Consider the following 26,410-nt stretch of genomic DNA (forward strand, 5'->3'; position numbering starts at 1 on the left):
CGAACACGATATTGCCTAGTAGTTCTTTATAGTCTGCCCAACGGGGTATCTCAAAAGTCCGGCGCGTGGTTGTGCCTCAAGATTTTTCCAGGTTGGCCAGGATGTGCCCGTGGACTCGCATGCAGACCTTCAAATCCGCCTCATCGACGCCTTCGAACAGTTCGTGGCGCAACTGAGTGGCAATGGTTTCAATTTGTTCGATCAAGGGCCGGGCCGGGGCACAGAGGACGATTTTTTTCGCGCGGCGGTCTTCCAGCACGGATTGGCGCTGCACCAGACCCTGACTTTCCAGGCTGTCGAGCAATCGAGCCAGGGTGGGGCCTTCGACGCCGACGCTTTGCGCCAGTTCGCGTTGGGTGGGGGCATTCTCGAAACGCGCCAAGTGAAGCAGCACCAGCCAGCGCGCCTGGGACAGACCCAGGCCAGCCAGTCGGCGGTCCAGTTCGGCACGCCACCCACGAGACATCTGGGCCAGTTGCATGCCAAAGCGGTGTTGATCGGTTAACGGCATAAAACACTCATGGTTAGACTGAAAATAGAGAAAAACTAATTATTAGTCAGCTAAGCATGACCTTTGGCTATAGGCAAGGCTTGCTCTGTACTGAATCGTTACATCTGTGCCGCAGGTCATTCAGACTTCGAATTCCGACTGCAGGGCGGCACGAACGCAATACAAAACACCTTCCGGAACTCTCCCCGCGAACAGCGCGGCAATCTCCGACACGGGCGGCAGTTCACCTTCGCCGTCGAGGAAGGCGTCCTGAACTTCGCCCATCAACTCTTCGGGCAAGTCCAGCGCCTGTTCCAGCGACAACTGCTGCTTGCCGAGCGCCTCGGCGAGCATCGCGTAGACGTTCTTTTCCGAGCATTGCAGCTGACCGGCGATCTGCAACGGTGTCATGCCGGCCCGAGCCAGTGTGATCAGCTCGTGGCGCACATCGGCCACCACTTTCGGCGCCTCGACCTGACCGCCGAGCACTTCGAGGAAGGCCTCGCCGTAACGCTCCAGTTTGCGCGCACCAACGCCGCTGACCGTGGCCATTTCTGCCAGCGAGGTCGGCTGGCTGCGGAGCATTTCCAGCAGCGTCGAGTCGGGGAAGATGACGTACGGCGGCACGCCATGCTCTTCGGCCAGTTTGCGACGCAAGGCACGCAAGGCTTCCCACTGTTCGCGTTCTTCGCCGCGAACCAGTTGGCTGGCCTGGCTCTTGCTGCTTTTGGCGGTGGTTTGCGGCTTGAGGTCGCGGCGTAGTTCCAGGGTCACTTCGCCCTTGAGCAGCGGCCGGCAGGTATCGCTCAGGCGCAGGCCGCCGTAGCCTTCGAGGTCGATGTCCGCCAGACCACGGGCAACCAGCTGTCGGAACAAGGAGCGCCATTCGCTCTCCCCCATCGCTTTGCCTACACCGAATACCGACAAATGCTGATGACCGAAGCTGCGGACCTTTTCGTTGTCCTTGCCCAGCAGCACGTCGACCAGATGACCGACGCCATAACGCTGTCCGGTGCGGTAGATCGCCGACAGCGCCTGACGGGCCGGCTCGGTGGCGTCCCAGGTCTGCACGCCGTCGACGCAGTTGTCGCAGTGGCCGCAGGGCTCGGGCATGTCTTCGTCGAAGTACGCGAGCAGGGTCTGGCGGCGGCAGCGGGTTTCTTCGCAGAGCGAGAGCATGGCGTCGAGCTTGTGCTGCTCCAGACGCTTGTGGCGCTCGTCGCCTTCGGAGTTTTGCAGCATCTGCTTGAGCATCACCACGTCTTGCAGGCCGTACGCCATCCAGGCATCCGCCGGCAGGCCATCACGCCCGCCGCGACCGGTTTCCTGGTAGTAGGCCTCAAGGGACTTCGGCAAATCGAGGTGCGCGACAAAACGTACGTTAGGCTTGTCGATGCCCATGCCAAACGCCACGGTGGCGACCATGATCAGGCCTTCCTCGTTGAGGAAGCGCTTCTGGTGATGGGCCCGCGTGTCGTTGGGCAGACCGGCGTGGTACGGCAGCGCCGGGAAACCTTGCTCGCTGAGGAACACCGCTACTTCATCAACCTTTTTGCGCGACAGGCAGTAAACGATACCGGCATCGCTGCGCCGCTCGGCGAGGAACGCCAGCAACTGCTTGCGCGGCTGTTCCTTGGGTACGATTCGATAGAAAATATTGGGGCGGTCGAAACTCGAGAGGAAGCGCTCGGCATCCTGCAGATGCAGACGATCGACGATTTCTTCTCGGGTGCGCTTGTCGGCCGTCGCGGTCAGGGCAATACGCGGGACGTTGGGGAACAATTCCGCCAACTGGCCCAGTTGCAGGTATTCCCGACGGAAGTCGTGCCCCCATTGGGACACGCAATGCGCTTCGTCGATGGCGAACAGGGCGATTTCAAGGCTTTGCAAGAACGCCAGCATGCGCGGCTGAACCAGGCGCTCGGGCGCCAGGTAGAGCATTTTCACCTCGCCGCGCTTGATCCGCGCCGCCAGATCACGCTGTTGCTCAGCGCTCAGCGTGGAGTTCAACGCCGCCGCAGCGACGCCCAGCTCTTCGAGGGTGGCGACCTGATCGTCCATCAGCGCGATCAGCGGCGATACCACAACCGCCAGGCCTTCGCGCAGCAGTGCCGGCACCTGGAAGCACAAGGATTTGCCGCCACCGGTAGGCATCAGCACCAAGGCGTCGCCGCCACTGGCCACGCGCTCAATGATTGCACCCTGACGGCCACGGAAACTGTCGTAGCCGAAGATGTCCTTGAGAACGCGTTGAGCCTGTTCGAGCATAAAAACTCCAAAAATCACCGAAACATCCCTGCAAGGCTGGTTCAGAATCATGAAAGCTGCACCGACAAATCGTAAGTGCGCATTGCATGACGCTGCACATTTCAGCCGTGACGCCAGCAGGGCATCACAAAACGCGCGAGTATACCCGACGCCTGTCCGGCAAAGGGCGCCGCTGAGAAGAGGAACGCAACGCAATACCTGTGGGAGCGGGCTTGCCCGCGATGGCGGCGTGTCAGGCGAAAAATGTATTGGAAGTACCGGCCTCATCGCGGGCAAGCCCGCTCCCATAGGGATTGGGCCAGACTGGCGGTATCGACAACCACAGAATCCCCCCGCAAGGCTGCAAAAATGCCGCGCGGCTGGCCTGAGCGCTCAAGAAGGCCTAGAATTCCCGCATCGTATATTCCCCAAGGTAGCCCTTTAATGTCCTTCGCTGAGCAACTAACCCGCCTGCAAGTCTTCCTCGACGCCGACGAGCTGCATGACGAGGCGCTGGACTACGTGGCCGCCCACGGCTACCTCACCGCGCTGTCGATCTGTTCCGAGAGCGTTCCCGACCGTGAATGGATCGACGCACTCTTCGCCGAAGAGCCGCATTACGCCGACGACACCGAGCGTGAAGCGATCGAATCCACCCTGCTGCTGCTCAAGGCGCACATCGCCCGCCAACTGGCGTCCGACGAAGAGTTCGAGCTGCCGTGCGACCTGGACCTGGGCGAAGAGCCGGACGACTCCGACCTGCGCGGCTGGTGCATCGGTTTCATGGAAGGCGTATTCCTGCGCGAAGCCGCCTGGTTCGAAACCGCCGAAGACGAAGTCAGCGAAATGCTGCTGCCGATCATGGTCGGTTCGGGTCTGTTCGACGAACAGCCTGAGTTCGAAGACATCGCCAAAGACGCCAACCTGATGGACGACATGATCGTGCAGATCCCGGAAGCCCTGACCGCGCTGTACCTGCTGTGCCAGGCGCCAGACGAAAAACCGGCGATTCTCAAGCCACGTCACCACTAAGGTTTTGCCTATGGACAACCCCATAGGCAACCGCCCCCTGATGTTGCGCTACGTGCTGCTGGCCATCGGCTGGCTGAGCGTAGCGCTGGGGGTGATCGGGATTTTCCTGCCGGTGCTGCCCACCACACCGTTCCTGTTGCTGGCGGCCGCCTGTTTCGCCCGCAGTTCGCCGCGTTTCTATCGGTGGCTGGTTGAACATCCACGGCTTGGGCCGTGGGTTCGCGACTACCTGAGCGGCAATGGCATTCCGCTCAAGGGCAAGGTCTACGCCATAGGTTTGATGTGGGCGAGCATCCTGCTTTCCTGCTATCTGGTGCCCCTGCCGTGGGCGCGCGGGTTCATGCTGACCAGTGCAGTGCTGGTGACGGTTTATATCCTCAAGCAGAAAACCCTGCATAAACCCTGATCCCATCTGTGGCCCGGGGGCTTTTGTGGCGAGGGAGCTTGCTCCCGCTGGGTTGCGAAGCGACCCCAAAACCAGCCACCCAACTTTTCCTGACTCACCGCACTGACTGGTTTTACGACTGCTGCGCAGCCGAGCGGGAGCAAGCTCCCTCGCCACAGAAAGCAACCCGCCGACGTCCATTCGTCCGACGACCTGCCCTTCCTCGCTGAAAACACCGCCTAGACTTCAGACATCTGCACCCGAGCAGCCCGACATGTCCCGCAGTCCGCGTAGCCCAGGATGGTCAACGCTCCGACTTCGGTTCGGCGGATGGCTGTTGCTCACGAGTTTTCTGCTGGCAGGGTTGGGCAGCGTATGGGCCGACTGGGACTTCGCGCAGATTCTGCAAACGGCCGAAAAACGCTACGGCCCCCTTGGCCTGGCCCGAGGGCGGATCGAGGCCTGGAGTCAAATGCTGCAAAGCGAACACAACCAGCCTGAGCGTGAACAACTGAACGCGGTCAATCGCTTCTTCAATCAACAACTGAGCTTTCAGGACGACACGCGTATCTGGCGTCAGACCGATTACTGGGCCACGCCCGTCGAATCCTTGATCAAGGGCGCCGCCGACTGCGAGGACTACGCCCTGGCGAAATATTTCAGCCTGCGTCACCTCGGCATTCCCAGCGAGAAACTGCGCATCACCTACGTCAAGGCCCTGACCCAGAACCAGGCGCACATGGTGTTGACCTTCTACAGCAGCCCCATGGCCGATCCGCTGGTGCTGGACAATCTGATCGGCGAGATCCGCCCCGCTTCCCAACGCAAAGACCTGTTGCCGGTGTACGCCTTTAACGCCGAAGGCCTGTACTTGCCGGGAGCCAATGGTGGCAAACGCAGCAGCGACTCGAAAAAACTGTCGCGCTGGCAAGACGTGTTGAAAAAGATGCAATTTGAAGGGTTCGCCGTGGGCGAAGGCTAGCCGCTACTGCAAGGAGCGTTTTATGTCATTGCGCAAACAGTTGTTTCTCGCCATTTGCCTGTTCTTGCTGGTGGCCTTCGGCGGCAGTTTTTTTTTCAGCCTGGAAAGTTCTCGCGAACAGATGCTCAGCCAGTTGCGCTCCCACGCCCAGGACGCCGCCACGGCGCTGGGCTTGTCATTGACTGCTCAGGTCGATGACCCGGCGATGATCGAGTTGATGGTCAGCTCGATTTTCGACAGTGGTTATTTCAGCAGCATCCGGGTCGTCAATATTGTGGATGAACGAGTGTTGGTGGAACGCAGCGCACCGGCGCAGATCGAGGGTGTTCCCGGCTGGTTCATCAGTCTGGTTAACCTGCGCCCACAGGGTGGCGATGCTCTGATCATGCGTGGCTGGGAGCAAGCGGCTCGGGTCGAAGTACTGAGCAATCCGCAATTCGCCTTGGCCAAACTCTGGGACAGTACCCTCGGCAGCCTGGTCTGGTTGTTGATTTGCGGACTGCTCAGCGCTGTGTTTGGTGGCTGGCTGTTGCGCCGGCAATTGCGCCCGCTCGACAACATGGTCAAACAGGCTGAAGCCATCAGCAAACGCGAGTTCCGCAGTTTGCCGAAACTACCGCGCACACCGGAACTCAAACGCGTGGTGCTGGCCATGAACCAAATGGTCGAGAAGCTCAAGGCGTTGTTCGCCGAAGAGGCCGCGCGCAGCGAAAAACTGCGCTCCGAATCTTATCAGGACAACCTCACGGGCCTGGCCAACCGGCGCTTGCTGGATGAACAACTGGCCGACCAATTACTGGTTTCCGAGCAAAGCCGCGACGGCCATTTGCTCATGCTGCGGATCAATGACCTGATCGGCCTCAACCAACGTCTGGGCGGCCAGCGCACCGATACCCTGATTGGCGCCGTCGGCGAATTGCTCAAACGCCTGACGCAGCTACCCGAACGTCGAACCTGGCTCGCGGCGCGCAATCGCGGTGGCGAATTCAGCTTGCTGACCCCGGGTCTGGACAGCAAGGATGCCGCACGCCTGGCTTCCGAAATCAGCGCCACCCTGGAAAACCTGCGCCTGACCGGCGCCAGCGACTGCATGCCCGTGGCACATCTGGGCGTGGTCGCCTATCACCCCGGCGAACCGGCAAACGACGTGCTGCTGCGCCTCGATCAAGCGCTGACCCAGGCCCGGCAACACCCCGAGCGGCCGTGGATACACATGACCCATTCCGATACCGCGCCGAACCAGTCCCAATACGATTGGCGCAGCTGGATCGACGACGCGCTGACCGAGGGCAAGATGCAGCTGTATTTTCAACCGGTGGTGCAGTGCGCCGATACCAGCCAGGTGTTGCATCATAAAGTCCTCGCGCGCCTGCTCGACCCGCAAGGCGAGGCGATTACCGCCGGGCATTTCCTGCCATGGATCGAGCGTCTTGGCTGGTCGGCACGATTCGATCTGGTGATGCTCGAAACCACTCTCGAATATCTGGCCGCCAACCGTTGGCCACTCGCGTTGAGCCTCTCCGGCAGCACCCTGCGTGATCAAGCACAGCTGCAACAAATTCTCGATCTGCTGGAATCACTGCCGGAACTCGCGCCACTGCTGACCCTGGAAATCGACGAGCGCCAACTGCCGCCCCCCGAAGAACTGCAACGCCTGAGTCACAGCCTGCTCAACACCGGTTATCGCATCGGGCTGCAGCACTTCGGAGGCAGCTTCAGCCAGATCGGTAACCTGACGCAGTTGGGGCTGGCTTACCTGAAAATCGACGGAGCCTACATTCGGGGCATCGATGAACAGACTGACAAACGCCTGTTCATCGAGGCGATTTTCCGGGCGACCAACAGCATTGATTTGCCGTTGATTGCCGAGATGGTGGAGACGCAGGGGGAACTGGAAGCGATTAGGGAGCTGGGGTTGTTTGGGGTGATGGGAAGACTGATTGGGCCGCCGGAGCCGATGTAGTTTTGCAACGCCCTATGTCCATGGTGTTCACCTGTTTTCATTCACAGTAGAATCCGCGCCATATATGTTCCCCGGAAACATCACCTCTGCCGCAGCCTGGCATCGGTCTACATGGAGGAAAGTCTGTGAAACTGATCAGGCTGGAGCTGGAAAACTATCGCTGCTTCCCCACACTCACTCTCGAGATCGATGAGCAACTGACTTTGTTGGTTGCCCGAAACGGCCAAGGCAAGACCAGCTTGCTGGATGCCATCAAAGTTGCATTGTGGCCCTACCTCCGTGGGTTTGACCTCGGTAGCACCACTAATGACATCACTGGCATACACCCAGACGATGTTTTTTTGCGCCCCGTCAAAGCGCATCAGATGGAACCTTCTCTCCCCTCTCGCCTGACTGCCCATGCTTTATTTCTGGAAAAAGAATGGCAGTGGTCACGTCGCCGGGAAAGCATCCGAAAAGGTACACAAACCCGGGGGGATGCCGACGCCACCAGGCTAGAAGCCACAGCCGAAGTACTTGAAGTACAGATCTTTGACAGAGCGGTTTCCGGGCAACTGAAACCGTTCGACTTACCTGTTCTGGCTTACTACGGCACCGGACGGCTCTGGAGTCAGAAAAAACTGACGGCAGCTTTTGAAAAAGCCGAAAACGCTGAGTTTTCGAGGACCTATGGCTATCGCGATTGCCTTGACCCGGCCTCCAGCTATAAACACTTTGCCAAATGGTACACACGAATTTTCCGCAGCTATCGTGAAGAACAAATTCGTAATATTGAGCGTGGAAAGCTCAGCATTGACGTGAAGGACGAGTTCGCCCATCCGGTTCTAGCGGTGCAGAACGCAGTGAATGCTGTCCTGGCAACTCAAACAGGATGGCGAGATCTGGCCTATAGCAGTGAGTTCGCCGATCTGGTGCTAGAGCATCCAGTTCACGGAGTTCTGAAGGTCAGCCAACTCAGCGACGGGATTCGCAATATTGTCGCCCTGGCTGCCGACATTGCCTACCGCTGCGTCAAACTCAATCCTCACTTGGGTATCCTCGCCCCCCGTGAAAGTACTGGGGTAGTGTTGATTGACGAGGTAGACATGCACCTTCATCCCTCGTGGCAGCAAACCGTCATACCTGATCTGCTCGGGGCTTTCCCGTGTATCCAATTCATTGTGACGACACACAGCCCGCAGGTAATTACTTCAGTGCCAGCACGCTGTATCCGAGTTCTACAAACCGTGGCCGACGATAAAGGGCGTAGGGTCACCGTGAGCAATGTAGATCAACAGACTCAGGGCGTAGCCAGTTCGCAGGTGCTCGCCTACGTCATGGATATCGATCCGACACCGAACAATGAGCCTGCTCAAAAACTGAGCGAGTACATGGCGCTTGTCCAGCAGGACCTTCATGAGTCAGCAGAGGGCCTGGCCCTCCGTGAGTACCTGGATGAACATTTCGGCACTCAACATCCCAACATGCTTGACTGCCAGCGGCTGATCAGACTGGAAACGTTCAAACGCAAACAGCTGGCAAATAAGTAAGAAGAGGGAATCGGGTACATGCGCAAGCTCGTTCGGGGTGAAGGACCACGCTGTCTTACCCGCTACAGACATGGATTGCACAGATGGTCGCTGGACTCGCCGACGCTGCCGGAGCGTGCGAAGATCTGGGAGCATCTGCGAGCCATGCAAGATACTCGTTGCGCCTACTGCGAAGCCGATATCAGCAAACACACCAATGCGCACATCGAACACTTTCGACAAAGAGAACGATACCGCCAGGGTACTTTCGATTGGAGCAATTTGTTCGGCTCATGTAAACGGGAAGAATCGTGTGGGAATTTCAAAGACCGGTGTCGTCCCTATGATCACACCGTCCTGATAAAACCCGATGAAGACAATCCTGACGACTATTTCATTTTCGTCAGCGACGGCACAATTGCACCACGTGCAGATATCGATGCCCCGTTGCGCCATAGAGCATTCGAAACCTTGCGCATCTTCAATCTGGATGCTGAGAACGGTGCGCTTCGTGAAATGAGGCGAGAAGCTGTGCGTCGCTGCCTGGATACAGCGGAAGCACTCCAACAACTGTTTCTGGAGAATCCGGACATCGAAGACTTTCAGCAATTTCTTGAGGAAGAAATACTAGTAACCGCCCAACTACCCTTTGCGACAGCGATTCGCCATACGTTATCGATGCGCCTTTAACCGGGAAACTCTGCCGGGTGGCATTTGCCCTGATGAAAAATCAGAGCGAATACCACCCGGCCTGAAGTTGCAGGGTTGCCCTGCAACACAGAATCTCTTCAAGGTGTTCGTGCCAGCGCCTCAGGGCCGGCGATCCTCGACCCGAGCCTGACTCTTGCTCCAATCGGTCAGCAAGCTGTAAGCCACGGCCAACAATGTCGGGCCGATGAACAGACCGATAAACCCAAACGCAATCAACCCGCCAAACACCCCGAGCAGCACAATCACCAACGGTAAATTACCGCCCCGACTGATCAGGTACGGCTTAAGTACGTTGTCGACTCCGCTGATGATGAACGTACCCCAGATCCCGAGGAATACCGCCATCCCATACTCGCCCTTCCAGGCCAACCACGCCGTGGCCGGAATCCACACCAACGGCGGCCCCATCGGAATCAGACTCAGCAAAAACGTCACAATCCCCAGCACCAGCGCCCCAGGCACGCCGGCAATCAGGAAGCCGATCAACGCCAGCACTGCCTGTGCCGCCGCCGTACCGATCACCCCATTGACCACCCGCTGCACTGTGCCCGCCACCAAGTCGATGTAATACCCGGCGCGGTCGCCAATCAGCCGTTCCAGCAACCCATGGACAAACACAGCCAACCGCGGACCGTCCCGGTAGAAAAAGAACACAAAGACAATACTCAGCGTCAGTTCGAGAATCCCGCCACCAATTTGCGCACTGCGCGCCAGCAACCAGTTACCGACCTGCCCCAGATAAGGCTTGATCGCCAGCATCATCGCTGCGCCTTGCTGATCGATGCTGTTCCAGATACCCACCAACCGCTCGCCGACCAAGGGAATACTGCCCAGCCAGGTCGGTGCTTCAGGCAGACCGTCGACTTGTACATCCTTGATGAACACCGTGGCATCGCGTACATGATCCGCCAGGTTGAAACCCAGCCACACCAACGGTGCTGCCACCAGCAACATCCAGCCCAACGTCAGTAACAGCGCCGCCAGGGATTCACGGCCATTGAGCCAACGGGTCAACAAACGCATCAGCGGCCAACTGGCAAACGCCAGCACCGCGCCCCAGAACAGCGCCGACCAGAACGGCGCCATTACCCAGAAGCTCGCGCCAAACAGCACCAGGAGCAGAATCTGCACCAACAGCCGATCGTTATTGGGCATGTAAAGTCTCGAAAAGTCAGTCAACGAAGAGTAGGCGAACGTGCGGAACACGTTCGCCCAATGAAGCTTATCGCAACAGTTCGAAGTGCAGGCCAGAGCCTTCGACGTTGCCGGTTTCCATCCGTGCCGACCGTACACCCTGGCCGATCAGCGCCTGGCGCCAGGCTTCGGCATTGGGCCCCGAAACATTGACGCGCAATGTGGTGTCCAGGTTCAGGCCTCGGGAAATCAATCGCAGCCAGGTGTCGTCTGGGTCGCCGTCGAGTTTGGGGAAATCAAGTTCACCGGTGCTCTTGAGCTGCCGCAGCAAGGTCGCGGAAGTTGGCAGCAAATCGCCCAATGGTGCAGCAGCATCGAACTGTTCGACGTGCAGATAAGCCCTGCGATTGCCACGCGTGATGCTGTAAAGCGCCACCAGCGTGTTGTCTTGAGGGGCCGCCAAACGTAGCAGCAAATAAGCCTGCTGATTATCGGCGCCATACAGCTTGGCGTTGCCGAAGACTTCATTGGCCCACAGGCTGCTTTCGCCACAATCCCGGGCCTGGCACCAGAACAACAACTCGGCGCCCTGCTTTTGCAAGGCTTCGCGAGCGTTGGTGAAGGCATCGGTAGAGGAATGCTCCGGTGGCAATTCGTAGGTCACCGAGGTGGTTTGACCCCGGGCGGTGACTTGGCCATCAAAGCGCAACTGACCACTGATCTTGCGGATCGAACCCAGCGGGTAGATCCGCTCAAGCTCGACAGCCGGGCGATAGTCGACGATCTGCGCATCGGCCATACGCGGCACGATCGGCAGGTCCTGACTGCCAGGGATATCAGCTGCAAATAAAAGAGGACTGAAACAACACAGCGCCAGCAGAGTGAGTGAACGCATGGATAGACTCATCGAATCAGCATGGCCTGGGCGCCCTTGATGACACTGTCGTCATCGATGCGCTCGGGCACCAGTGAACCGCGTTGTACCGCAGGGCGCGCCTCCATGGTCGCCATCCAGCGCTGCAGGGCTGACAAGCCATCCACCGCGACACCGGACCATTCATGGCCACGGACCCACGGAAAAGTGGCAATGTCGGCAATGCTGTACTCGCCCCCCAGAAACTCTACGGCTTGCAGACGCGTGTCGAGCACTTCATACAAGCGCCGGGTTTCGTGTTGATAACGGTCGATGGCGCCTTGGAGTTTTTCCGGGAAATAGCGGAAAAACACGTTGGCCTGGCCCTGCATCGGTCCGATTCCGCCCATCTGGAACATCAGCCACTGCAACACCACCGAGCGCCCCTTGGGGTCCTGGGGCAGCAGTTTGCCGGTCATCTCGGCGAGGTAAATCAGGATCGCGCCGGACTCGAACACGGCGAAATCGCCATTGGCACGGTCGACAATCGCCGGAATCCGCCCATTGGGATTGATCTTGAGGAAGTCCGGGGACTTCTGTTCCTTTTTGTCGAAACTCAAGGCGTGCACCGTATAGGGCAAGCCGAGTTCCTCGAGCACGATAGAGACCTTGTGGCCATTCGGAGTCGCTGCGGTGTACAGATCTATCATGGTTGTCTCCCATTTCAACCCGCCCAGCCTCGACAGTTGCCGGGCGCAAGTCAAGGAACGGCGAAGAACCGATTGAAACAGTCTGCGACAAGGTCGGCACCGGGTTCGTCATTCAGGTGCAAATGATGGCCGCCTGGCAACTGTTCACGGCTAAAGGGTAGACGTTCCAGCAACTCGGGATGTTTGGCGAGCATGCCGTCAGCCGCGACCACCAGGTGTGCAGGACAACAGACACGCTGGACGAAGGCCATCGCCTGTTCAGTGGTCAGACGTAGCGGTGATGGAAGGGTCAGGCGGTTGTCGGTGCGCCAGGTATAGCCGCCCGGCACCGGCATCAAGCCGCGCTGGGCCAGCAGTTCGGCGGCTTCGCGACTGACCGCCACCAAGCCTTTCATTCGTGCTTCGATGGCGCGATCGAGGGTGTTGTAGACCGGTTTGCGTTTTTCCCGCAGATCCAGCTGCGCTTGCAGGGCCATGCCCATGCGCTCGGCAGCATTTTCGCCTTTGTCTGTAGGAGGAATGATGCCGTCGATCAAGGCCAGATGAGTCACCCGCTCCGGCAACGACCCGGCCAGCACCAGCGAGACGATCGCTCCCAGGGAATGCCCCAGCAGTGCAAAACGTTTCCACCCCAACTGCTCGGCCACTTGCAGCACATCGTGGGCGTAGTCCCACAGCGCGTAACCGGCGCCATTCGGCCGATGCCCCGAGTGACCATGCCCGGCCATGTCCAGCGCGATGATGCGCAACCCCTTGAGCTTCGGCGCCAGCCGGGCAAAGCTGTTGGCGTTGTCCAGCCAGCCGTGCAAGGCGATCACCGGCAAGCCGTCCTCGGGCCCGAACAAGTGCGCCGCCAACTCGATATGCGGCAGGCTCAGGCGAACTTCTTCGACGACGCTGTTCATGCGCAATCCTGTTGGCAGCGACCGTCCCAGCGACTGAACAGATTCTTCAGCAGCGTGGCCGTGTCTTGTGGACGTTCGAGTGGAAACATATGGCCGCCAGGCATAGTCAAGGACTCACCCAAGGGCATGCGCCCGACGGAACGGGCGTGATGGCGCATAACCACGCGGCTCTTGTGCCCGCGAACCACCGCCAGCGGCACTTTCAACTGCCGTGCACGACCGGGGCTGGTGTGGGGCACACCACGGTAGATGCTGATTTCAGTGGCCGGATCGAAACGCAGGCGCAACTTGCCGCCGACATTGTGCAAACCATGTTGAAGATAGGCCTCGAAGCATTCCGGATCGAAGCCACGAAACAGGGTTTTACCGGCGAAATACAGGCGGGCCGAGTCCAGATCGGCAAACTCTTCCCGTCGTCCCAGCGTACGGCCGGCGGGGGTCAGCCGATCGATGAAACCGAAGCGCTTGGCGGCCCGGATCACCCATTGATCGGTGCGGGTCAGCACCGGCGAATCGAGCATTACCACGCCGCGATACAGCTCAGGGCAACGCAAGGCGGCGTGCAGGTGCAGCACGCCGCCAAAGGAATGACCGACGCCCCAGACCGGTTCCGGTTGCTGCTTGAGGTGATGAATCAACTCATCCACCAGATTGTTCCAGTTGTCGTCCGCCGGAAAACGCGGGTCGTGGGCGTGCTGCTCCAGATGCGTCACCTGATACTCGGGCGCCAGCGCCGCGAACAACTTGCCGTAGGTCCCCGAAGGAAAGCCATTAGCGTGGGCGAAAAATATCTGTTGCGACATACCGGCTTATCCATGAGCGAGAACAGAGGTTGATTGTCCGTAAGACGGCGTCCTACAGCAATGACCGTAACGGCCAGGAATGATGACAGACCTGCCGTTGCTATAACGCCCCGCTCAGGCGCTACCTGTTATTTCTGACAGTTGACAGTCAATCCTCATCACGCGGATAAGAGTTCTGTCACGCGCGAAGGTACCGGCACAATGGTCACAACCCACGCCAACACCCCCGCAATCAAAGCGTTCGATCCTCGCGGGTTGGACGTGCGTAGCGTGGCGTATCACCGTGGCGACAGCGTATCAACGCCCGAAAGCCACATCACCCAGCAGGTGCATGACGTCGCCGGGCGTACGGTGCTCAACCGCGATCCGCGCCTGTTCCTTTTACATCAAGATGGCCAGACGGCAGCCAATCAACTAAACGTGCTCAGTCTGTCGGGCGTCGTATTGCTGTCCGAAAACAGTGACTCCGGTTGGCGCCTCGGGTTGCTTGGCGAAGACGGGCAAAATGTTGAGCATTGGGATCAGAAACGCAGCCAGGGCCGCGTGGACTATAACCGGCAACGACGTCCGATCGCTGTATTCGAGCGCGCCCAGGGTGAACCGGAACACTGTGTCGCGCGGTTTTCCTACGCGGATGCCAGCGCCGATGACGCGCATAACCGGCGCGGCCAGTTGATCCGTCACGACGATACCGCTGGAACGCAACATTTCACTGAATTCGGCCTCGCCGGCACGCCGTTGGAACACAGCCGTACGTTTGTCGAAGACCCGTCATGGTCAGTGGACTGGCCCGAAGCCGAAATCGAGCGCGATGGTTTTCTGGAAGATGAACCCGCAATCACCCGAATCCACTGCAACGCCGCGGGCGAGCCCATCCGGCAGATCGACGCAAAAGGTAATGTTCAAGCGTTCATTCAGACCTGTGCCGGGGAGCTGCAGGAAGTTCGCCTGACACTGACCGGGCAAACCGAAGAAAAGACGCTGGTCAGTGAAATCCAGTACAACGCCTCCGGCCAAGTCGGACGACAACGTGCAGGGAACGGCGTTATTTCGTGTGCGACGTTTCGCCCTGAAGATGGGCGGCTTGAGCATCTGAAGACTTACGTGCCGGGACAGCCGGCGCTGCAATATCTGACTTACGAATACGATCCAGTGGGCAATATCACTTGCCTGACCGATGCTGTCGACCCGACTCATTACTACCGCAACCAGCGAATAGAGCCGACCAATTGCTACCGGTATGACAGCCTCCACCGACTGATAGAAGCCAGCGGCCGGCAGCTTCGCAAGGTACCGGGCGGGCCGCAATTGCCAGAGTTCCAGTCCGCCCCCGACCCCGGACAAATGGAAAATTACACCCGCCTCTATCGCTACGATGAGGCCGGCAATCTGAAAATCATGCAGCACCAGGCGGACAGTGCAAACCGCACCGAACGCACAGCCATTGCCGGTTTCAGCAATCGCAGCCTGCCCGAAAAGACCAATGGCGATCTGCCCGACGAGAACGAGATTGCCGCCGGTTATGACCTGAACGGTAACCGCAACACCCTTCAACCAGGACAGGCTCTGCTTTGGGATCTTGGCAATCGGTTGCGCCAGGTGGATCAGGTGGTGCGTGAGGATGAGCCTGACGATATCGAGTTTTATGTGTACGACGGCAGCGGCCAGCGTCGACGAAAAATCCGCCAGGCTTACACCGGCACCTTGACCCGCGCCCACGAAACACGCTACTTGCCGGGTGTGGAAATTCGCACCTCCGCTGAAGAAGTTCTCCATGTCATCACCGTAGAGGCCGGGCGCAGTACGGTTCAAGTACTGCATTGGGAGCAGAAGCCAGCGTCAGACATTCCTCAGGATCAGTATCGCTACAGCTTCACCGATCACTTGCAGTCCAGCTCGGTTGAACTGGATGAATCCGCCAAACTGATCACATGGGAAAGCTACTATCCTTACGGCGGAACCTGCTGGTGGGCCGGGCGGAACAAGGTCGAAGCGAGTTATAAAACGATTCGCTATTCGGGGCAGGAACGGGACGCAACGGGGCTGTATTACTACGGCTTTCGCTATTACATGCCGTGGTGTCAGCGGTGGCTGAATGCGGACCCGGGTGGTATTGCCGATGGACTGAATCTGTTCGCCATGGTCCACGGCAACCCGATCAGGTTCGTCGATGTTCAAGGTCTGGCTGGCTTCGATGCGTTGAGGGCCGCAGGAGCGACACTCGCTCGCGAAGAGCCCAGCGCATTGCTTGCCTCTGCGGTGCAACATTCGATGGCAGCTGCGGTAGGACCTGCCGGTTTAGCGGTGACAATCGGCGGATCCTTGGCAGGAGCAGCAAGCGGTGCCCTCAGCGGGTATGGTTCTGCCAACTGGGCCCAGTCTCGATTTTCCGTTGAGGATCCATCGAGCTGGGGCCCAACGATCGCAAAAGCTGGAGGCATAGCGCTGGGTGCGGCACTCGGGGCTGCCCCCTCTCTGATTGGTCATTTCAATCCGGTAGGCAATACCGCAGCGGCCCAGCAGATCGGCGGCCTGTTTGGGGCGGGTTTTCGCGAACTCACGGCGCAACATTTTTCACATATTGGTCCGAGCAATCCTTCTGTTGGGCGTGCAGACGCAGCAACAACGATAGCCAGTGTGGGTGTCGCAGGTGTTGCTGGCACACTAGTGGGATATGGGAGCGCGTTAGTATTTGGCAGTTCTCCTGCCGGTATAGCGCTGCAATTTATCTTCGGCGGCTCGCTGGCAACGGCAGGTGGGGCTGCCGGAGCTTCCTTCGTGAGGGGCTTACGCGGTACGCCCACCCTACCGGCAAAAGGAGGCGAGCCATCGTTCGATTCGGCCAAGGGTGTCGTTGGTGTCAGCAGTCGGCACTTCTTCGCCTCACTCGCACAACTGGCCAATCAGGCGATAGCATTTATTCCTGGTTACGCCGACCTGCCCACCGAGTCAAAAGCCGCAGTCACGCGGGCAGTTTTCACCGCCATCGGCGATTTTCGATCTACTTTTATGACCATTGCCACACCGGGGCTCAGTGCAGAACTTGGTCAGACAAGCTACGACGTAGAAAAAGGAAACACGGGGGCAGGCATCGCCCGAGAGAATGTGTCGGGGCCCGCCCCATCGATCACCGTTCTTTCCTACGTCAGCGAAACAACTCGACGCGATTCACAATCACAGTTGAGGTGACGAGCGCCTTCCCCTTTATGAACACACGCGGGTCAACGCGCGGGAGGGTTCGCCCCCACCGGCACCACCGCCATGGTCAACCGCGACACACAACTGGCCTTGCCCTCGTCGCTGCTCAAACGGATATCCCAGACATGGGTCGTGCGCCCGATGTGAATCGCCTTGGCCACCGCCGTCACTCGCCCACTGCGCAGGCCGCGCAAATGATTGGCGTTGATTTCCAGGCCCACGCAATAAAACTTGCTGGCGTCGATGCACAGGTAACTGGCCATCGAGCCAACAGTTTCGGCCAGCACCACGGAGGCGCCGCCGTGCAACAAACCATAGGGCTGGTGCGTGCGATGGTCGATGACCATGCTTGCGGTCAGGGATTCGTCATCGAACGCTTCGAAGCGAATATCCAGCACTTCTCCGATGGTGTTTTTCTGGATTGCATTCAACTGCTCGACGTTGGGAGTGGTGCGCCACAGACTCATCGTTACGTTCCTTTGTTGGAGTTGTTCGTGGCTCAATCCTGCCACAGCACCGCCTCGCTGCGCTCGCTCCATTCTGCAAACCGAGCACCGTAAGCCGCTTCGATCATGTTGCGCTTGATCTTCAGGGTCGGTGTCAGGAAGCCGTTTTCCACCGCCCAACTGTCCTTGACCACTACCAACCGGCGCAAGCGCTCATGCCTGTCGAGAACGCCGTTGACCTCCTCCAGCAGTTTTTCCAGACTCGAATGCAAACCCGCCCGGGCCGATCCCTTCGCGTCCTGCTGACCGACCGCCGACAACACGCACAACCCCAGTGGTGCGCTCAGCCCATCGCCAACCACGCACACTTGTTCAATCCGCGCATGCACCGCCAGGCGATTTTCAATCGGTGCCGGGGCAACGTATTTGCCTTTGCTGGTTTTGAAGATTTCCTTCAGACGCCCGGTCAGGCGCAGATTGCCTTCGGCGTCCTCCTCGCCCTTGTCACCGGTGCGCAGGAAACCGTCCACGGTAATGGCTTCGGCAGTTTTCTCAGGTTCCTTGAAATAGCCAAGCATGGTCGCGCCGCTGCGCACCAATACTTCACCTGACGGCTCAATGCGCACTTCGACTTCCGGGCATGGCTTACCGATCCAGCCGGGTTTGTTCTGACCCGGCAGGCCGATGTGGGAATAACCGCAACTTTCGGTCATGCCGTACACCTCCAGCACATCCAGCCCCAGTTTTTGGTACCAGTGCAGCAAGGTCTGCGGCACGGGCGCAGCACCGGACAAGGCGATGCGCAAGGCGTCCAGCCCCAGCCCGGCGAGGACTTTGTGCCCTACCCGTTTGCCGATCAAGGGCAAGCCGAGCAGGAAGTCGAGGCGCTTTTCCGGGATCTTGCTGTAGACGCCCATCTGGAATTTGGTCCAGATCCGCGGCACGCCGAACAGCGCGGTGGGCCGGGCACGTTTTAAATCAGTGAGAAAAGTGTCGAGGCTCTCGGCGAAAAATACTGTTTGCCCGGTGTAGATCGACGCCAACTCGACGAACATCCGCTCGGCGACGTGGCACAGCGGCAGGTAGGAAAGCAGGCGATCCGACTCATTCAAGCCGAACAACTGCGTACCGCGAGTGGTGGCAAAGCCCAAGGTGCCGAAACTGTGCATCACGCCTTTGGGTTGGCCCGTGGTGCCGGAGGTGTAAATGATGGTCGCCAGTTGATCGGCGGCGGGTTTGGGGTCGTCCTGAATCGGCGAACTGCGCTGCAGATCGGCCCAGCTGAAATCGAAGTTGCCGGCCGGGCACAGCGGCAGGCTGATGGTCGGCAGGTCGGGGCTGACCCCGGCGGACATGCCCGGCCAGTCATCCAGCTTGCCAATGAACACCAGCGCGGCTTCGGAGTGATTGAGTACCTGAGCCACGGAATCGGCGGTCAGATTGGGATACAGCGGCACCGAGACATGCCCGGCCATCCAGATCGCCAGGTCGGCGATGATCCAGTGGGCGCAGTTTTTCGAGATCAGCGCGATGTGGCTGCCTTGTGGCAATTCGCGAGCCCGCAGCCAGTGGGCGGCACAACGCGCCTGATGGCCAACGTCGGCCCAGGTCAGCGTCTCGACCTGGTCTCCTCCCATTGGCTGGACCAGAAAGCGCTGGCGGGGATGACGGGCTTCACGCTCGTAGAAGGCGTCCAATGGCAAACGGGAAGCAACAGACATGCGACTTGCTCCTTTATTTTTTGTCTGGAGCAAGCGTAGTCAACCAAGCAAGTGCTTGGTTGACTATTTCACACAAAAAACAAGAATGCCGCCGCCCCTGTGGGAGCGTGGCTTGCCCGCGATGGCATCAACGCGGTTTCACCGATACACCGTGGTGTCTGCATCGCGGGCAAGCCACGCTCCCACAAAAGCGGTCAAGGGTGCTGGATGCCGTTGAGCTTCATCGACCCGATCAGCAGTTCATTGTTCTCAAGCTCGGCCAGGCCGGCGGTGCTGACTTTTTCCGGTGGATAGCCGGCGCCGTGCTGCAGATAGCTCAGCAGGTTACCCACTAGCGGATTGTGACTGACCAGCAGGACATCACTCACCGATACAAGCTGCTCCGCCACCTTGTCCGGATCAGTATCCGGGGTCAGCCATTCGACCGTGCGGATCTCTGGCTCGAAACCCAGAGCCTCACGCACCAGCAAAGCCGTCTCCTGAGCTCGCAGGAAAGGACTGGCATAAATGGCGGTGAGCGGCTTGCCGATCAATTGGGCGGCAGTGCGCAACACCTCTTCACGCCCCTTGACGGTCAATGCCCGCTCGGAGTCTGGACGAGTACCGTGAGGTTCGGCTTCGCCATGACGCAATACCCAGAGTTTCATAGTTTTGGCTCCTCATCTCGGGCCGGATGCGGTGCTGGCGCCACAACGTGCGGAGCTTCACCTTCCGGTGTACGCGGCGTCGGCCAGTCGGCGAACGGCCAAGGCTTCTGGTCGCTGTGAAAGCTGCCGAAACGACCGATCTGCGCCAGAAACTGGCTCAGGCTGTCGCCGAAGTTCATCAGGCTGGCGCTCGGTGCGCCATAAATCAAACGATAGATCAGCTGCACAAATACCACCGCACCGAGGATCAATTGCGCCACTTGCCAGACCAGCACATAGACAATCATCCACAACACCCGCAACAGGATGGATTCGTACTTGGCTTCTACTTTCGGATCATTCATGTCTTGCTCCCTGCCCTGTAGATGGGGTGTTTAGTTGAAACCGCTGGTGGAGATAAAGTCGACGTCGGTTTTAGGCTCGGCACGCATCAGTAGACCGATGACCTGCTCCAGCGTGCGCCCTTCGAAGAGGATGGCATGTAATCCGGCGACCAGCGGCATATACACGCCCGCTTCCTGCGCCTTGGCCTTGAGCACCTTCAGGGTGTTCACGCCTTCGGCGACTTCACCAAGACGCGTCACCGCATCCTCAAGGCTCAAACCCTGACCGAGGGCAAACCCGACCTGATAGTTTCGGCTTTTCGGCGACGAGCACGTCACGATCAAGTCGCCCACGCCCGCCAGCCCAAGGAATGTCATCGGGTTGGCGCCTTGATTCACCGCGAAGCGGGTCATTTCCGCCAGCGCCCGGGTGATCAGCATGCTCTTGGTGTTTTCACCCATGCCCAGCGCCACCGCCATGCCGGCGATGATCGCGTAAACGTTTTTCAACGCCCCGCCCAATTCCACGCCAAAGCGGTCAGCGCTGGCGTACACACGAAAGGTCTTGCCATGCAGCGCTTCCTGAACCCTTTGGCAAAGCTCTTCGTCTTCACTGGCGACCACGGTGGCGGTCAGCGCGTGTTCGGCGATTTCCCGGGCCAGATTCGGCCCGGACAGTACGCCGATGCGCGCTTGTGGAGCGATTTCTTCAAGGATCTCGCTCATCAGCTTGAACGTATGCGCTTCGATACCTTTGGTCAGGCTCACCAGCAGCTTGCCGCTCAAACGGTCGGCGTACGGAACCAATACCGAGCGCAGCGCGCTGGACGGCAGCGCGACGAAGCACAGGTCGCAGGCCTCCAGGGTGGCTTGCAGGTCCGTGACCGCCTCCACCGCCGGAAGAATCTTGATGCCTTTGAGGTAGCGCGGGTTCTCACGATTGACCCGAATGGCCTCGGCCTGTTCGGGGTCTCGCATCCACAGCCGGACCTGATGCCCATTCTCGGCCAGCAGATTAGCCACGGCGGTACCAAAACTTCCGCCTCCCAGGACCGCAATTGGGCGCTGTTCAGTCATATGCAATCCGTTAATCCATACCAGTGGCGATGCCGGCATTATACGGAGCGGCCCGGTCGCGGCCAGCCCCAGCATCAATTACCGACACTTGTAGGAAGAAGACCAAGAAAACCGAGGAAAATGCCCACAACGTGACTGGAAAAGTCTTTGCGCTCGGTTAACATGCGCGCCAACTAATCGCTATCAAGGCCGTGCCGTGTCTTTTGGCTTTCCCTGCCCTCGCTCGCCGATGGTACTGGCGCTGATCTTCAGCTCGCCATTGCTGGCCGACGATCTGTTTCTCGACAATGACCCGTTGCCGCAAGTGCTGACGGCGACGCGCCTGAAGCAGTCGCCTGCGGCCGTGCCGGGGAGCATGACGGTGATCGACAGCGAACTGATCAGTGCCAGCGGCGCACGGGACATCAGCGAGTTGCTGCGGCTGGTGCCGGGAATGATGGTCGGTAATATCAGCGGCAATCAGGCGGCGGTGAACTACCACGGCACCAAGGCCAGCGAAGCACGACGCATGCAAGTGTTGATCGACGGCCGCTCGGTGTACCGCGCAGGCCTGGCCACGGTGGACTGGAGTGATATTCCGGTGGCCATGGAAGACATCGAGCGCATCGAGGTTTTCCGTGGCCCGAACACCGTCAGCTACGGCGCCAACGCACTGATGGCGGTGGTCAATATCATCACCCGCAAACCGGCCGACAGCCACGGCACGCGGCTGAAAGTCACCCGTGGCCAGCGCGGCATCAACGATTTCTACGCCAGCCAGGGCATGGGCTGGGACAGCGGCGACTTGCGGCTGTCGTTGTCCGGCCAACAAGACGACGGCTTCGACTCGGATCGCACCGGCGCCGATTACCGCGACAGCCGTCGCTTGAACCGCGTCAGCCTCGCCGTCAGCCGGACGCTCAATGAAAACCAGAGCATCGACTGGCAACTGAATGCCAAGGACGGGACCAACCAGCGTCCCTATACCTACCGTCCGGTGTTCTCAGGGATTACCGCCGCCGGGGACAATTCCGACGTCATCGCCAAGGACTATGCCGGCTCGTTGCGCTGGAACCTGGACATCAATCCCAACCACAGCCTTTATATTCAAGGCTCGGCGCAACACTGGGATCGCCAGCAGACCTGGCGTGCCTGCGATGCCGAGATCTCGTTCAGCCCGGAACTGACCCAACTGTGGCAACTCAACCCGAACTACACCGAACGTCTGGCGCGCAACATGGACCGCTACACCGTTTCCGGCGCACCGGCAGGGACCGCGGCTGAGCGTGCGCTGGGCAATCAGGTACTGAGGCAATGGCAAGACGGCGCCCGGCAAACCGTCTGCGGCGACATCGACCAGAGCGCCCGGGAATCGCGCTACGACCTCGAACTGCAAGACACGCTCAGCCTGTCCGACAGTCTGCGGTTGGTCAGCGGCATGAACTATCGTTACGACCGGGCAAATTCCGAGACCTACTTCAATGGCACGCTCGACGACACCACCTGGCGGGCGTTCGGCCAACTCGAGTGGCGCGCCACCGAGCACTGGTTGCTGCAGGGCGGTGCGATGTACGAAGACACGCAATTGACCGGTAACTCGCTGACCCCACGGGTGGCGGTCAATTACCTGATCAACCCGCGCCACGGCTTGCGCGCGGTGTATTCGGAAGCCATCCGTTCACCGGACATGTTCGAGAACAACGTCAACTGGAGTTATCAGGTGACCAACCTGAAGCCCAGCGCCTACGGCCAGTCCAGCGCCCGTTATTTCGTCAAGACCCGCGGCCCGGGCGACCTTGAACAGGAACGCATGCGCTCCCGGGAGTTGGGCTACAACGGCTACTTCGCAGAGTGGGGACTGGCGGTCGACGTGAAGCTGTTCTACGACGAAATCACCGGCATGATCAGCGAACCGTTGCGTAACAACCAATACATCGCCAGCAACTCGAACAACTCGCGCTTCAGCGGAACTGAAACCCAGCTGGATTGGCGCGTCAGCAGCGCCGATCGTCTGCGCCTGACTTATGCCTACGTCGATGCAGAGGCCAGCAACCCGCTGGATGCACAACAGACCGCGCGCAACAGCGGCTCCGCCGGTTGGCTACGCAGTTGGGGCCAGGGCTGGAACAGCGCGCTCTTCTACTATGGTGCCGACGCCCTCAACGGTTATCGCTTCGAACGGGTCGACACCCGTATCGCCAAACGCATCGGTTTGGGCAAGGCCAATCTGGAACTGGCCGGGATCCTCCAGCAACGCCTCGACAATCAGCCCACCACCTTCGTCGACAACAACTACGACGATCGCCGGGTGCTCTACTTCAGCGCGGAGCTGGAGTTTTAAGATGCCGCATCGCCCGCGACCGAAGACGCCAACCCTTGGCCGCCTGCTGGCCGGGTTGTGCCTGGTGTTTACCGGGTTGCTGTGCAATCTGCCGGCACGGGCCGCTGACATTCTGCTGACCGGTGCCGAGGACAGTCCCGGCATGCAGTCTTTCGTTCAGGCCCTCAGCGAGCTGCGCCCCACCGACAGCGTGCGCTTCCAGCCTGTCGCCAGCCTACCGGCGCCAGGCCAACTGCCCGTCGACACCCGCCTGGTTCTGCTCGACTTGCCCAGCCTCGACTGGCGTCTGCAAGACGCTCAGGGCCCGGCAACGCTGGTTCTGCGCATCAGCCGTCTGCAAGCCCGCCAACGCTTGGGCAATGAAATGCCCCCGCACCTCAGCCTGCTCTGGAGCGATCCGCCGCTGGACCGACAGTTGCGCCTGACCCGACTGCTCCTGCCTGAAGCCCGGCGGGTCGGCGTGCTTTTCGACAGCCACAGCGAATTCTTGCTGAAGGAAGTACGTCAGGCCGCCCTGCCCCTGGGCTTTGAAGTAGTCACCGAGCGCTGGGATAACACCAATGACAGCCGCCCCTTGCAGGCCCTGCTGAAAAACAGCGATGTGCTGCTGGGCCTGGACGACCCCGATCTGTACAACCCGAAAACCGTGAAAAACCTGTTGCTCAGCAGCTATGCACGGCAACTGGCACTGATCGGCCCCAACGCAGCCTTTGTCAGGGCCGGCAGTCTGGCCAGTACTTACAGCGACCAGAACGATTGGCTGAAAATTCTCGACGAGCTGCTCGACCGCCCTTCGAGCAACTGGCCGCGCGCACTTTATCCGCAACACTTCAAGGTCTTAAGCAACCCGCAAGTGGCTCGTTCACTAAGTATTGAACCGATGAATGAAGCCTCTGTCGCAACACAGCTGGCCGAAGGAGAACGCCGCCCATGACCTTCCGTCGCGGTTGGGACATCAATACCCGCACCCAGATCATCAGCCTCGGCCCGGCCCTGCTGCTGACGTTGCTGCTGATCAGTTTTTTCACCTTCGTGCGAATCCAGGACCTGCGCCAGGAACTCAATCACACCGGTCAGCTGATCGCCAATCAACTGGCGCCGGCCACCGAATACGGGGTCATTTCGGGCAACAACGAGGTGCTCGAAAGTTTGCTCAAGGCCACCCTGGCCACGCCCAACGTACGCTTTCTGGAAGTACAGGACAGAGCCAACCGGATTCTGGTGTACGTCGAGCAACCGTCGGAAGCCCACCACCGCTCGCATCAGGTCGAAGTGTTCCAGGCACCGGTGCGCCTGCAACGCATCGCGCTCAACAATGATTTTTTCCAGAACAGCCGTACCGTCGCCAGCGCGCCGGGCGAGGATTATCTGGGCCGGGTGATCGTCGGCCTGTCCAATGACGCCTTCAACCAGCGCCAGCAGGAAATCCTCTTCAAGGCCGGGATCCTCGCCTTGTTCGCTCTGCTGTTTACGTTTCTGCTGGCTCGGCGCCTGGCCGGCAGCCTGTCGCAACCGATCCACGACATCGGCAACGCCGTCAAGGCGATCCAGAAAGGCGACTATAAAACGCCCCTGCCGATTGTCGACGACACTGAACTGGGCGCCCTGTCGCAGCACATCAACAACCTTGCCCAAGGCCTTGAGCAAGCCAGTCGCGAACAGCATCAGGCCATGGCGCAATTGATCCAGACCCGCGAGGAAGCGGAAAAGGCCAACAACGCCAAATCCGATTTCCTCGCGATGATGAGTCACGAATTACGCACGCCGATGAATGGCGTGCTGGGCATGCTGCAACTGCTGGAAACCACCGAGATGACTGAGGAGCAGATTGAGTACGCGGCGCTGGCCTCGGAATCCACCGAGCACCTGCTCAAAGTGATCAACGACATTCTCGATTTCTCGCGCATCGAGCGTTCGGAACTGGAGCTGGAGCACATTCCATTCAACCTCGCGGACCTGATCGGCAGTTGCGCCCAGTCGTTCCAGCACAGCGCGGTGCAACGCGGACTGGAACTGCAACTGCGGGTACCCGAGGACATGCGCGCCCTGCAGGTTCAGGGCGATCCGACGCGGATTCGGCAGATTCTGGTCAATCTGGTCGGCAACGCGCTGAAATTCACCGAACGGGGCCGCGTCACGATCGAACCGCTGTGGCAGTCCCTGGATCACGAACTGCTGTGGTTCACCTGCACCGTGCGCGACACCGGGATCGGCATCCCGGCCGAAAGCCTGGAGTTAATGTTCAACGCGTTCCAGCAGGCCGACAGTTCTATTTCAAGACGTTACGGCGGCACCGGATTGGGACTGCCGATTGCCCGCACTCTGGCTGAGCGGATGGGCGGCACCTTGCGCGCTCAGAGCGAAGAAGGCGTTGGCTCGGTGTTCACCCTGGAAATCCCTTTGGCTTTGTATAAGCAGCCACTGCCGGTGCTGACACCACGAGGACATACCGGCAATGACCACGGCGAAGGTCGTGATGTGCTGCTGGTGGAGGACAACGCAGTCAATCGCACTGTTGTCGAAGCAATGTTGCGCAGTCTGGGCTTTACTGTCAGCGTCGTAACCGATGGTGCACAAGCGGTGCGTAGTGCCGAGAGCCGGACTTTCGACGCGATTCTGATGGACTGCCGACTGCCGGTCATCGACGGCTACGAAGCCACCCGACAGATTCGCCAACTACCCGGCTGTGCTGACGTGCCGATCATCGCGCTGACGGCCAATGCCTTGCAGGGCGACCGCGAAGCCTGTTTATCGGCGGGAATGAACGATTACCTGGCCAAGCCCTTCAAACGCACGGATCTGCAGCAAATTCTGCAGCGTTGGGTGCAGTAGTACAGGCCTTTCGGCTATCTGCGACTGGCGTGAAAGACGAAAGTGCGGCAGTCTTAGGCTCCCGAACAGGCCCGAAAAGGGGCTTGAATAATAATTTCAGTGCACAAGTGTACATTCATGTCC

General features: G+C 59.4%; 22 protein-coding genes. 10 read left to right on the plus strand and 12 right to left on the minus strand.

The window, feature by feature from the left end:
- Positions 1 to 76: 76 nt before the first annotated feature.
- Positions 77 to 511, minus strand: a complete 435-nt coding sequence (locus JFU11_RS02290) for a MarR family transcriptional regulator (protein ID WP_038979496.1) — start codon at positions 509 to 511, stop codon at positions 77 to 79.
- A gap of 120 nt (positions 512 to 631) precedes the next feature.
- Positions 632 to 2,758: a DNA helicase RecQ gene (gene recQ, locus JFU11_RS02295; protein ID WP_201059613.1), complete on the minus strand. Its 2,127-nt coding sequence runs from the start codon at positions 2,756 to 2,758 to the stop codon at positions 632 to 634.
- 423 nt (positions 2,759 to 3,181) lie between these two features.
- On the opposite strand from recQ, the gene JFU11_RS02300 reads away from it, so the two are divergent.
- The 6 genes from JFU11_RS02300 to ptuB all read left to right on the plus strand — a co-directional run bounded on the left by JFU11_RS02300 (position 3,182) and on the right by ptuB (position 9,297).
- Complete coding sequence (locus JFU11_RS02300) at positions 3,182 to 3,769, plus strand: YecA family protein (RefSeq protein ID WP_038979493.1); 588 nt, start codon at positions 3,182 to 3,184, stop codon at positions 3,767 to 3,769.
- 10 nt (positions 3,770 to 3,779) lie between these two features.
- Positions 3,780 to 4,175, plus strand: coding sequence for a YbaN family protein (locus JFU11_RS02305; protein ID WP_123720647.1), 396 nt, complete (start codon positions 3,780 to 3,782; stop codon positions 4,173 to 4,175).
- Positions 4,176 to 4,428: 253 nt separating this feature from the next.
- Complete coding sequence (lapG, locus tag JFU11_RS02310; protein WP_201087337.1) at positions 4,429 to 5,136, plus strand: cysteine protease LapG; 708 nt, start codon at positions 4,429 to 4,431, stop codon at positions 5,134 to 5,136.
- Positions 5,137 to 5,158: 22 nt separating this feature from the next.
- Entirely contained in the window at positions 5,159 to 7,099 is a 1,941-nt protein-coding gene (gene lapD, locus JFU11_RS02315) for a cyclic di-GMP receptor LapD (protein ID WP_201059615.1), read from the plus strand.
- A gap of 125 nt (positions 7,100 to 7,224) precedes the next feature.
- Positions 7,225 to 8,628, plus strand: coding sequence for an AAA family ATPase (locus JFU11_RS02320; RefSeq protein ID WP_201059616.1), 1,404 nt, complete (start codon positions 7,225 to 7,227; stop codon positions 8,626 to 8,628).
- An 18-nt stretch (positions 8,629 to 8,646) separates the two neighbouring features.
- Positions 8,647 to 9,297 (plus strand): retron Ec78 anti-phage system effector HNH endonuclease PtuB, encoded by a 651-nt coding sequence (gene ptuB / locus JFU11_RS02325; RefSeq protein WP_201059617.1) that lies wholly within the window; start codon positions 8,647 to 8,649, stop codon positions 9,295 to 9,297.
- A 120-nt stretch (positions 9,298 to 9,417) separates the two neighbouring features.
- On the opposite strand, the gene JFU11_RS02330 is transcribed toward ptuB, so the two are convergent.
- The 5 genes from JFU11_RS02330 to JFU11_RS02350 all read right to left on the minus strand — a co-directional run bounded on the left by JFU11_RS02330 (position 9,418) and on the right by JFU11_RS02350 (position 13,723).
- The gene (locus JFU11_RS02330; RefSeq protein ID WP_123360272.1) at positions 9,418 to 10,473 is read right to left on the minus strand and encodes an AI-2E family transporter; all 1,056 of its coding nucleotides are present in this window, start codon (positions 10,471 to 10,473) and stop codon (positions 9,418 to 9,420) included.
- Between the two features lie 67 nt (positions 10,474 to 10,540).
- The gene (locus JFU11_RS02335; protein WP_123720644.1) at positions 10,541 to 11,347 is read right to left on the minus strand and encodes a DUF4892 domain-containing protein; all 807 of its coding nucleotides are present in this window, start codon (positions 11,345 to 11,347) and stop codon (positions 10,541 to 10,543) included.
- Between the two features lie 8 nt (positions 11,348 to 11,355).
- The gene (locus tag JFU11_RS02340) at positions 11,356 to 12,015 is read right to left on the minus strand and encodes a glutathione S-transferase N-terminal domain-containing protein (RefSeq protein ID WP_201059618.1); all 660 of its coding nucleotides are present in this window, start codon (positions 12,013 to 12,015) and stop codon (positions 11,356 to 11,358) included.
- Positions 12,016 to 12,065: 50 nt separating this feature from the next.
- A complete protein-coding gene (locus tag JFU11_RS02345) occupies positions 12,066 to 12,920 on the minus strand; it encodes an alpha/beta hydrolase (protein WP_123720642.1) in 855 nt (284 codons plus the stop codon).
- Positions 12,917 to 13,723, minus strand: coding sequence for an alpha/beta hydrolase (locus JFU11_RS02350; protein WP_201059620.1), 807 nt, complete (start codon positions 13,721 to 13,723; stop codon positions 12,917 to 12,919). The genes JFU11_RS02345 and JFU11_RS02350 overlap by 4 nt, the downstream gene beginning before the upstream one ends.
- A 201-nt stretch (positions 13,724 to 13,924) precedes the next feature.
- Between JFU11_RS02350 and JFU11_RS02355 the strand changes: the two genes are divergently transcribed.
- Positions 13,925 to 16,912 carry an RHS repeat protein gene (locus tag JFU11_RS02355; RefSeq protein ID WP_201059621.1) on the plus strand — a complete coding sequence of 996 codons (2,988 nt, stop codon included), beginning with the start codon at positions 13,925 to 13,927 and terminating at the stop codon, positions 16,910 to 16,912.
- Between the two features lie 32 nt (positions 16,913 to 16,944).
- Here JFU11_RS02355 and JFU11_RS02360 read toward each other — a convergent pair whose 3' ends face one another.
- The 5 genes from JFU11_RS02360 to JFU11_RS02380 form a co-directional block, all read right to left on the minus strand.
- Positions 16,945 to 17,388, minus strand: a complete 444-nt coding sequence (locus tag JFU11_RS02360) for a hotdog fold thioesterase (RefSeq protein ID WP_123720639.1) — start codon at positions 17,386 to 17,388, stop codon at positions 16,945 to 16,947.
- Positions 17,389 to 17,420: 32 nt separating this feature from the next.
- Positions 17,421 to 19,088 (minus strand): AMP-binding protein, encoded by a 1,668-nt coding sequence (locus tag JFU11_RS02365; protein ID WP_201059622.1) that lies wholly within the window; start codon positions 19,086 to 19,088, stop codon positions 17,421 to 17,423.
- A 194-nt stretch (positions 19,089 to 19,282) separates the two neighbouring features.
- Positions 19,283 to 19,735, minus strand: a complete 453-nt coding sequence (sixA, locus tag JFU11_RS02370; RefSeq protein WP_123720637.1) for a phosphohistidine phosphatase SixA — start codon at positions 19,733 to 19,735, stop codon at positions 19,283 to 19,285.
- Positions 19,732 to 20,079 carry a DUF4389 domain-containing protein gene (locus tag JFU11_RS02375; protein ID WP_008011673.1) on the minus strand — a complete coding sequence of 116 codons (348 nt, stop codon included), beginning with the start codon at positions 20,077 to 20,079 and terminating at the stop codon, positions 19,732 to 19,734. The genes sixA and JFU11_RS02375 overlap by 4 nt, the downstream gene beginning before the upstream one ends.
- Positions 20,080 to 20,109: 30 nt before the next feature.
- The gene (locus tag JFU11_RS02380) at positions 20,110 to 21,135 is read right to left on the minus strand and encodes an NAD(P)H-dependent glycerol-3-phosphate dehydrogenase (RefSeq protein ID WP_123720636.1); all 1,026 of its coding nucleotides are present in this window, start codon (positions 21,133 to 21,135) and stop codon (positions 20,110 to 20,112) included.
- A gap of 196 nt (positions 21,136 to 21,331) precedes the next feature.
- Between JFU11_RS02380 and JFU11_RS02385 the strand changes: the two genes are divergently transcribed.
- From JFU11_RS02385 to JFU11_RS02395, 3 genes are read left to right on the plus strand one after another with little or no spacing between them, the layout of a single operon-like run.
- Entirely contained in the window at positions 21,332 to 23,455 is a 2,124-nt protein-coding gene (locus JFU11_RS02385; RefSeq protein ID WP_201059623.1) for a TonB-dependent receptor, read from the plus strand.
- A 1-nt stretch (position 23,456) separates the two neighbouring features.
- The gene (locus tag JFU11_RS02390) at positions 23,457 to 24,389 is read left to right on the plus strand and encodes a hypothetical protein (protein ID WP_201059624.1); all 933 of its coding nucleotides are present in this window, start codon (positions 23,457 to 23,459) and stop codon (positions 24,387 to 24,389) included.
- Positions 24,386 to 26,287: a response regulator gene (locus JFU11_RS02395; protein ID WP_201059626.1), complete on the plus strand. Its 1,902-nt coding sequence runs from the start codon at positions 24,386 to 24,388 to the stop codon at positions 26,285 to 26,287. The genes JFU11_RS02390 and JFU11_RS02395 overlap by 4 nt, the downstream gene beginning before the upstream one ends.
- Positions 26,288 to 26,410: the final 123 nt, after the last annotated feature.

The sequence above is a fragment of the Pseudomonas sp. TH37 genome (genome assembly GCF_016650735.1).
GTDB classification, from domain to species: Bacteria; Pseudomonadota; Gammaproteobacteria; order Pseudomonadales; family Pseudomonadaceae; genus Aquipseudomonas; species Aquipseudomonas farris.

Coding starts and splice junctions, on each gene's coding strand:
- JFU11_RS02290 (WP_038979496.1), bottom strand. CDS start 511: ATGCCGTTAACCGATCAACACCGCTTTGGCATGCAACTGGCCCAGATG.
- recQ (WP_201059613.1), bottom strand. CDS start 2,758: ATGCTCGAACAGGCTCAACGCGTTCTCAAGGACATCTTCGGCTACGAC.
- JFU11_RS02300 (WP_038979493.1), top strand. CDS start 3,182: ATGTCCTTCGCTGAGCAACTAACCCGCCTGCAAGTCTTCCTCGACGCC.
- JFU11_RS02305 (WP_123720647.1), top strand. CDS start 3,780: ATGGACAACCCCATAGGCAACCGCCCCCTGATGTTGCGCTACGTGCTG.
- lapG (WP_201087337.1), top strand. CDS start 4,429: ATGTCCCGCAGTCCGCGTAGCCCAGGATGGTCAACGCTCCGACTTCGG.
- lapD (WP_201059615.1), top strand. CDS start 5,159: ATGTCATTGCGCAAACAGTTGTTTCTCGCCATTTGCCTGTTCTTGCTG.
- ptuB (WP_201059617.1), top strand. CDS start 8,647: ATGCGCAAGCTCGTTCGGGGTGAAGGACCACGCTGTCTTACCCGCTAC.
- JFU11_RS02330 (WP_123360272.1), bottom strand. CDS start 10,473: ATGCCCAATAACGATCGGCTGTTGGTGCAGATTCTGCTCCTGGTGCTG.
- JFU11_RS02335 (WP_123720644.1), bottom strand. CDS start 11,347: ATGCGTTCACTCACTCTGCTGGCGCTGTGTTGTTTCAGTCCTCTTTTA.
- JFU11_RS02340 (WP_201059618.1), bottom strand. CDS start 12,015: ATGATAGATCTGTACACCGCAGCGACTCCGAATGGCCACAAGGTCTCT.
- JFU11_RS02345 (WP_123720642.1), bottom strand. CDS start 12,920: ATGAACAGCGTCGTCGAAGAAGTTCGCCTGAGCCTGCCGCATATCGAG.
- JFU11_RS02350 (WP_201059620.1), bottom strand. CDS start 13,723: ATGTCGCAACAGATATTTTTCGCCCACGCTAATGGCTTTCCTTCGGGG.
- JFU11_RS02355 (WP_201059621.1), top strand. CDS start 13,925: ATGGTCACAACCCACGCCAACACCCCCGCAATCAAAGCGTTCGATCCT.
- JFU11_RS02360 (WP_123720639.1), bottom strand. CDS start 17,388: ATGAGTCTGTGGCGCACCACTCCCAACGTCGAGCAGTTGAATGCAATC.
- JFU11_RS02365 (WP_201059622.1), bottom strand. CDS start 19,088: ATGTCTGTTGCTTCCCGTTTGCCATTGGACGCCTTCTACGAGCGTGAA.
- sixA (WP_123720637.1), bottom strand. CDS start 19,735: ATGAAACTCTGGGTATTGCGTCATGGCGAAGCCGAACCTCACGGTACT.
- JFU11_RS02375 (WP_008011673.1), bottom strand. CDS start 20,079: ATGAATGATCCGAAAGTAGAAGCCAAGTACGAATCCATCCTGTTGCGG.
- JFU11_RS02380 (WP_123720636.1), bottom strand. CDS start 21,135: ATGACTGAACAGCGCCCAATTGCGGTCCTGGGAGGCGGAAGTTTTGGT.
- JFU11_RS02390 (WP_201059624.1), top strand. CDS start 23,457: ATGCCGCATCGCCCGCGACCGAAGACGCCAACCCTTGGCCGCCTGCTG.
- JFU11_RS02395 (WP_201059626.1), top strand. CDS start 24,386: ATGACCTTCCGTCGCGGTTGGGACATCAATACCCGCACCCAGATCATC.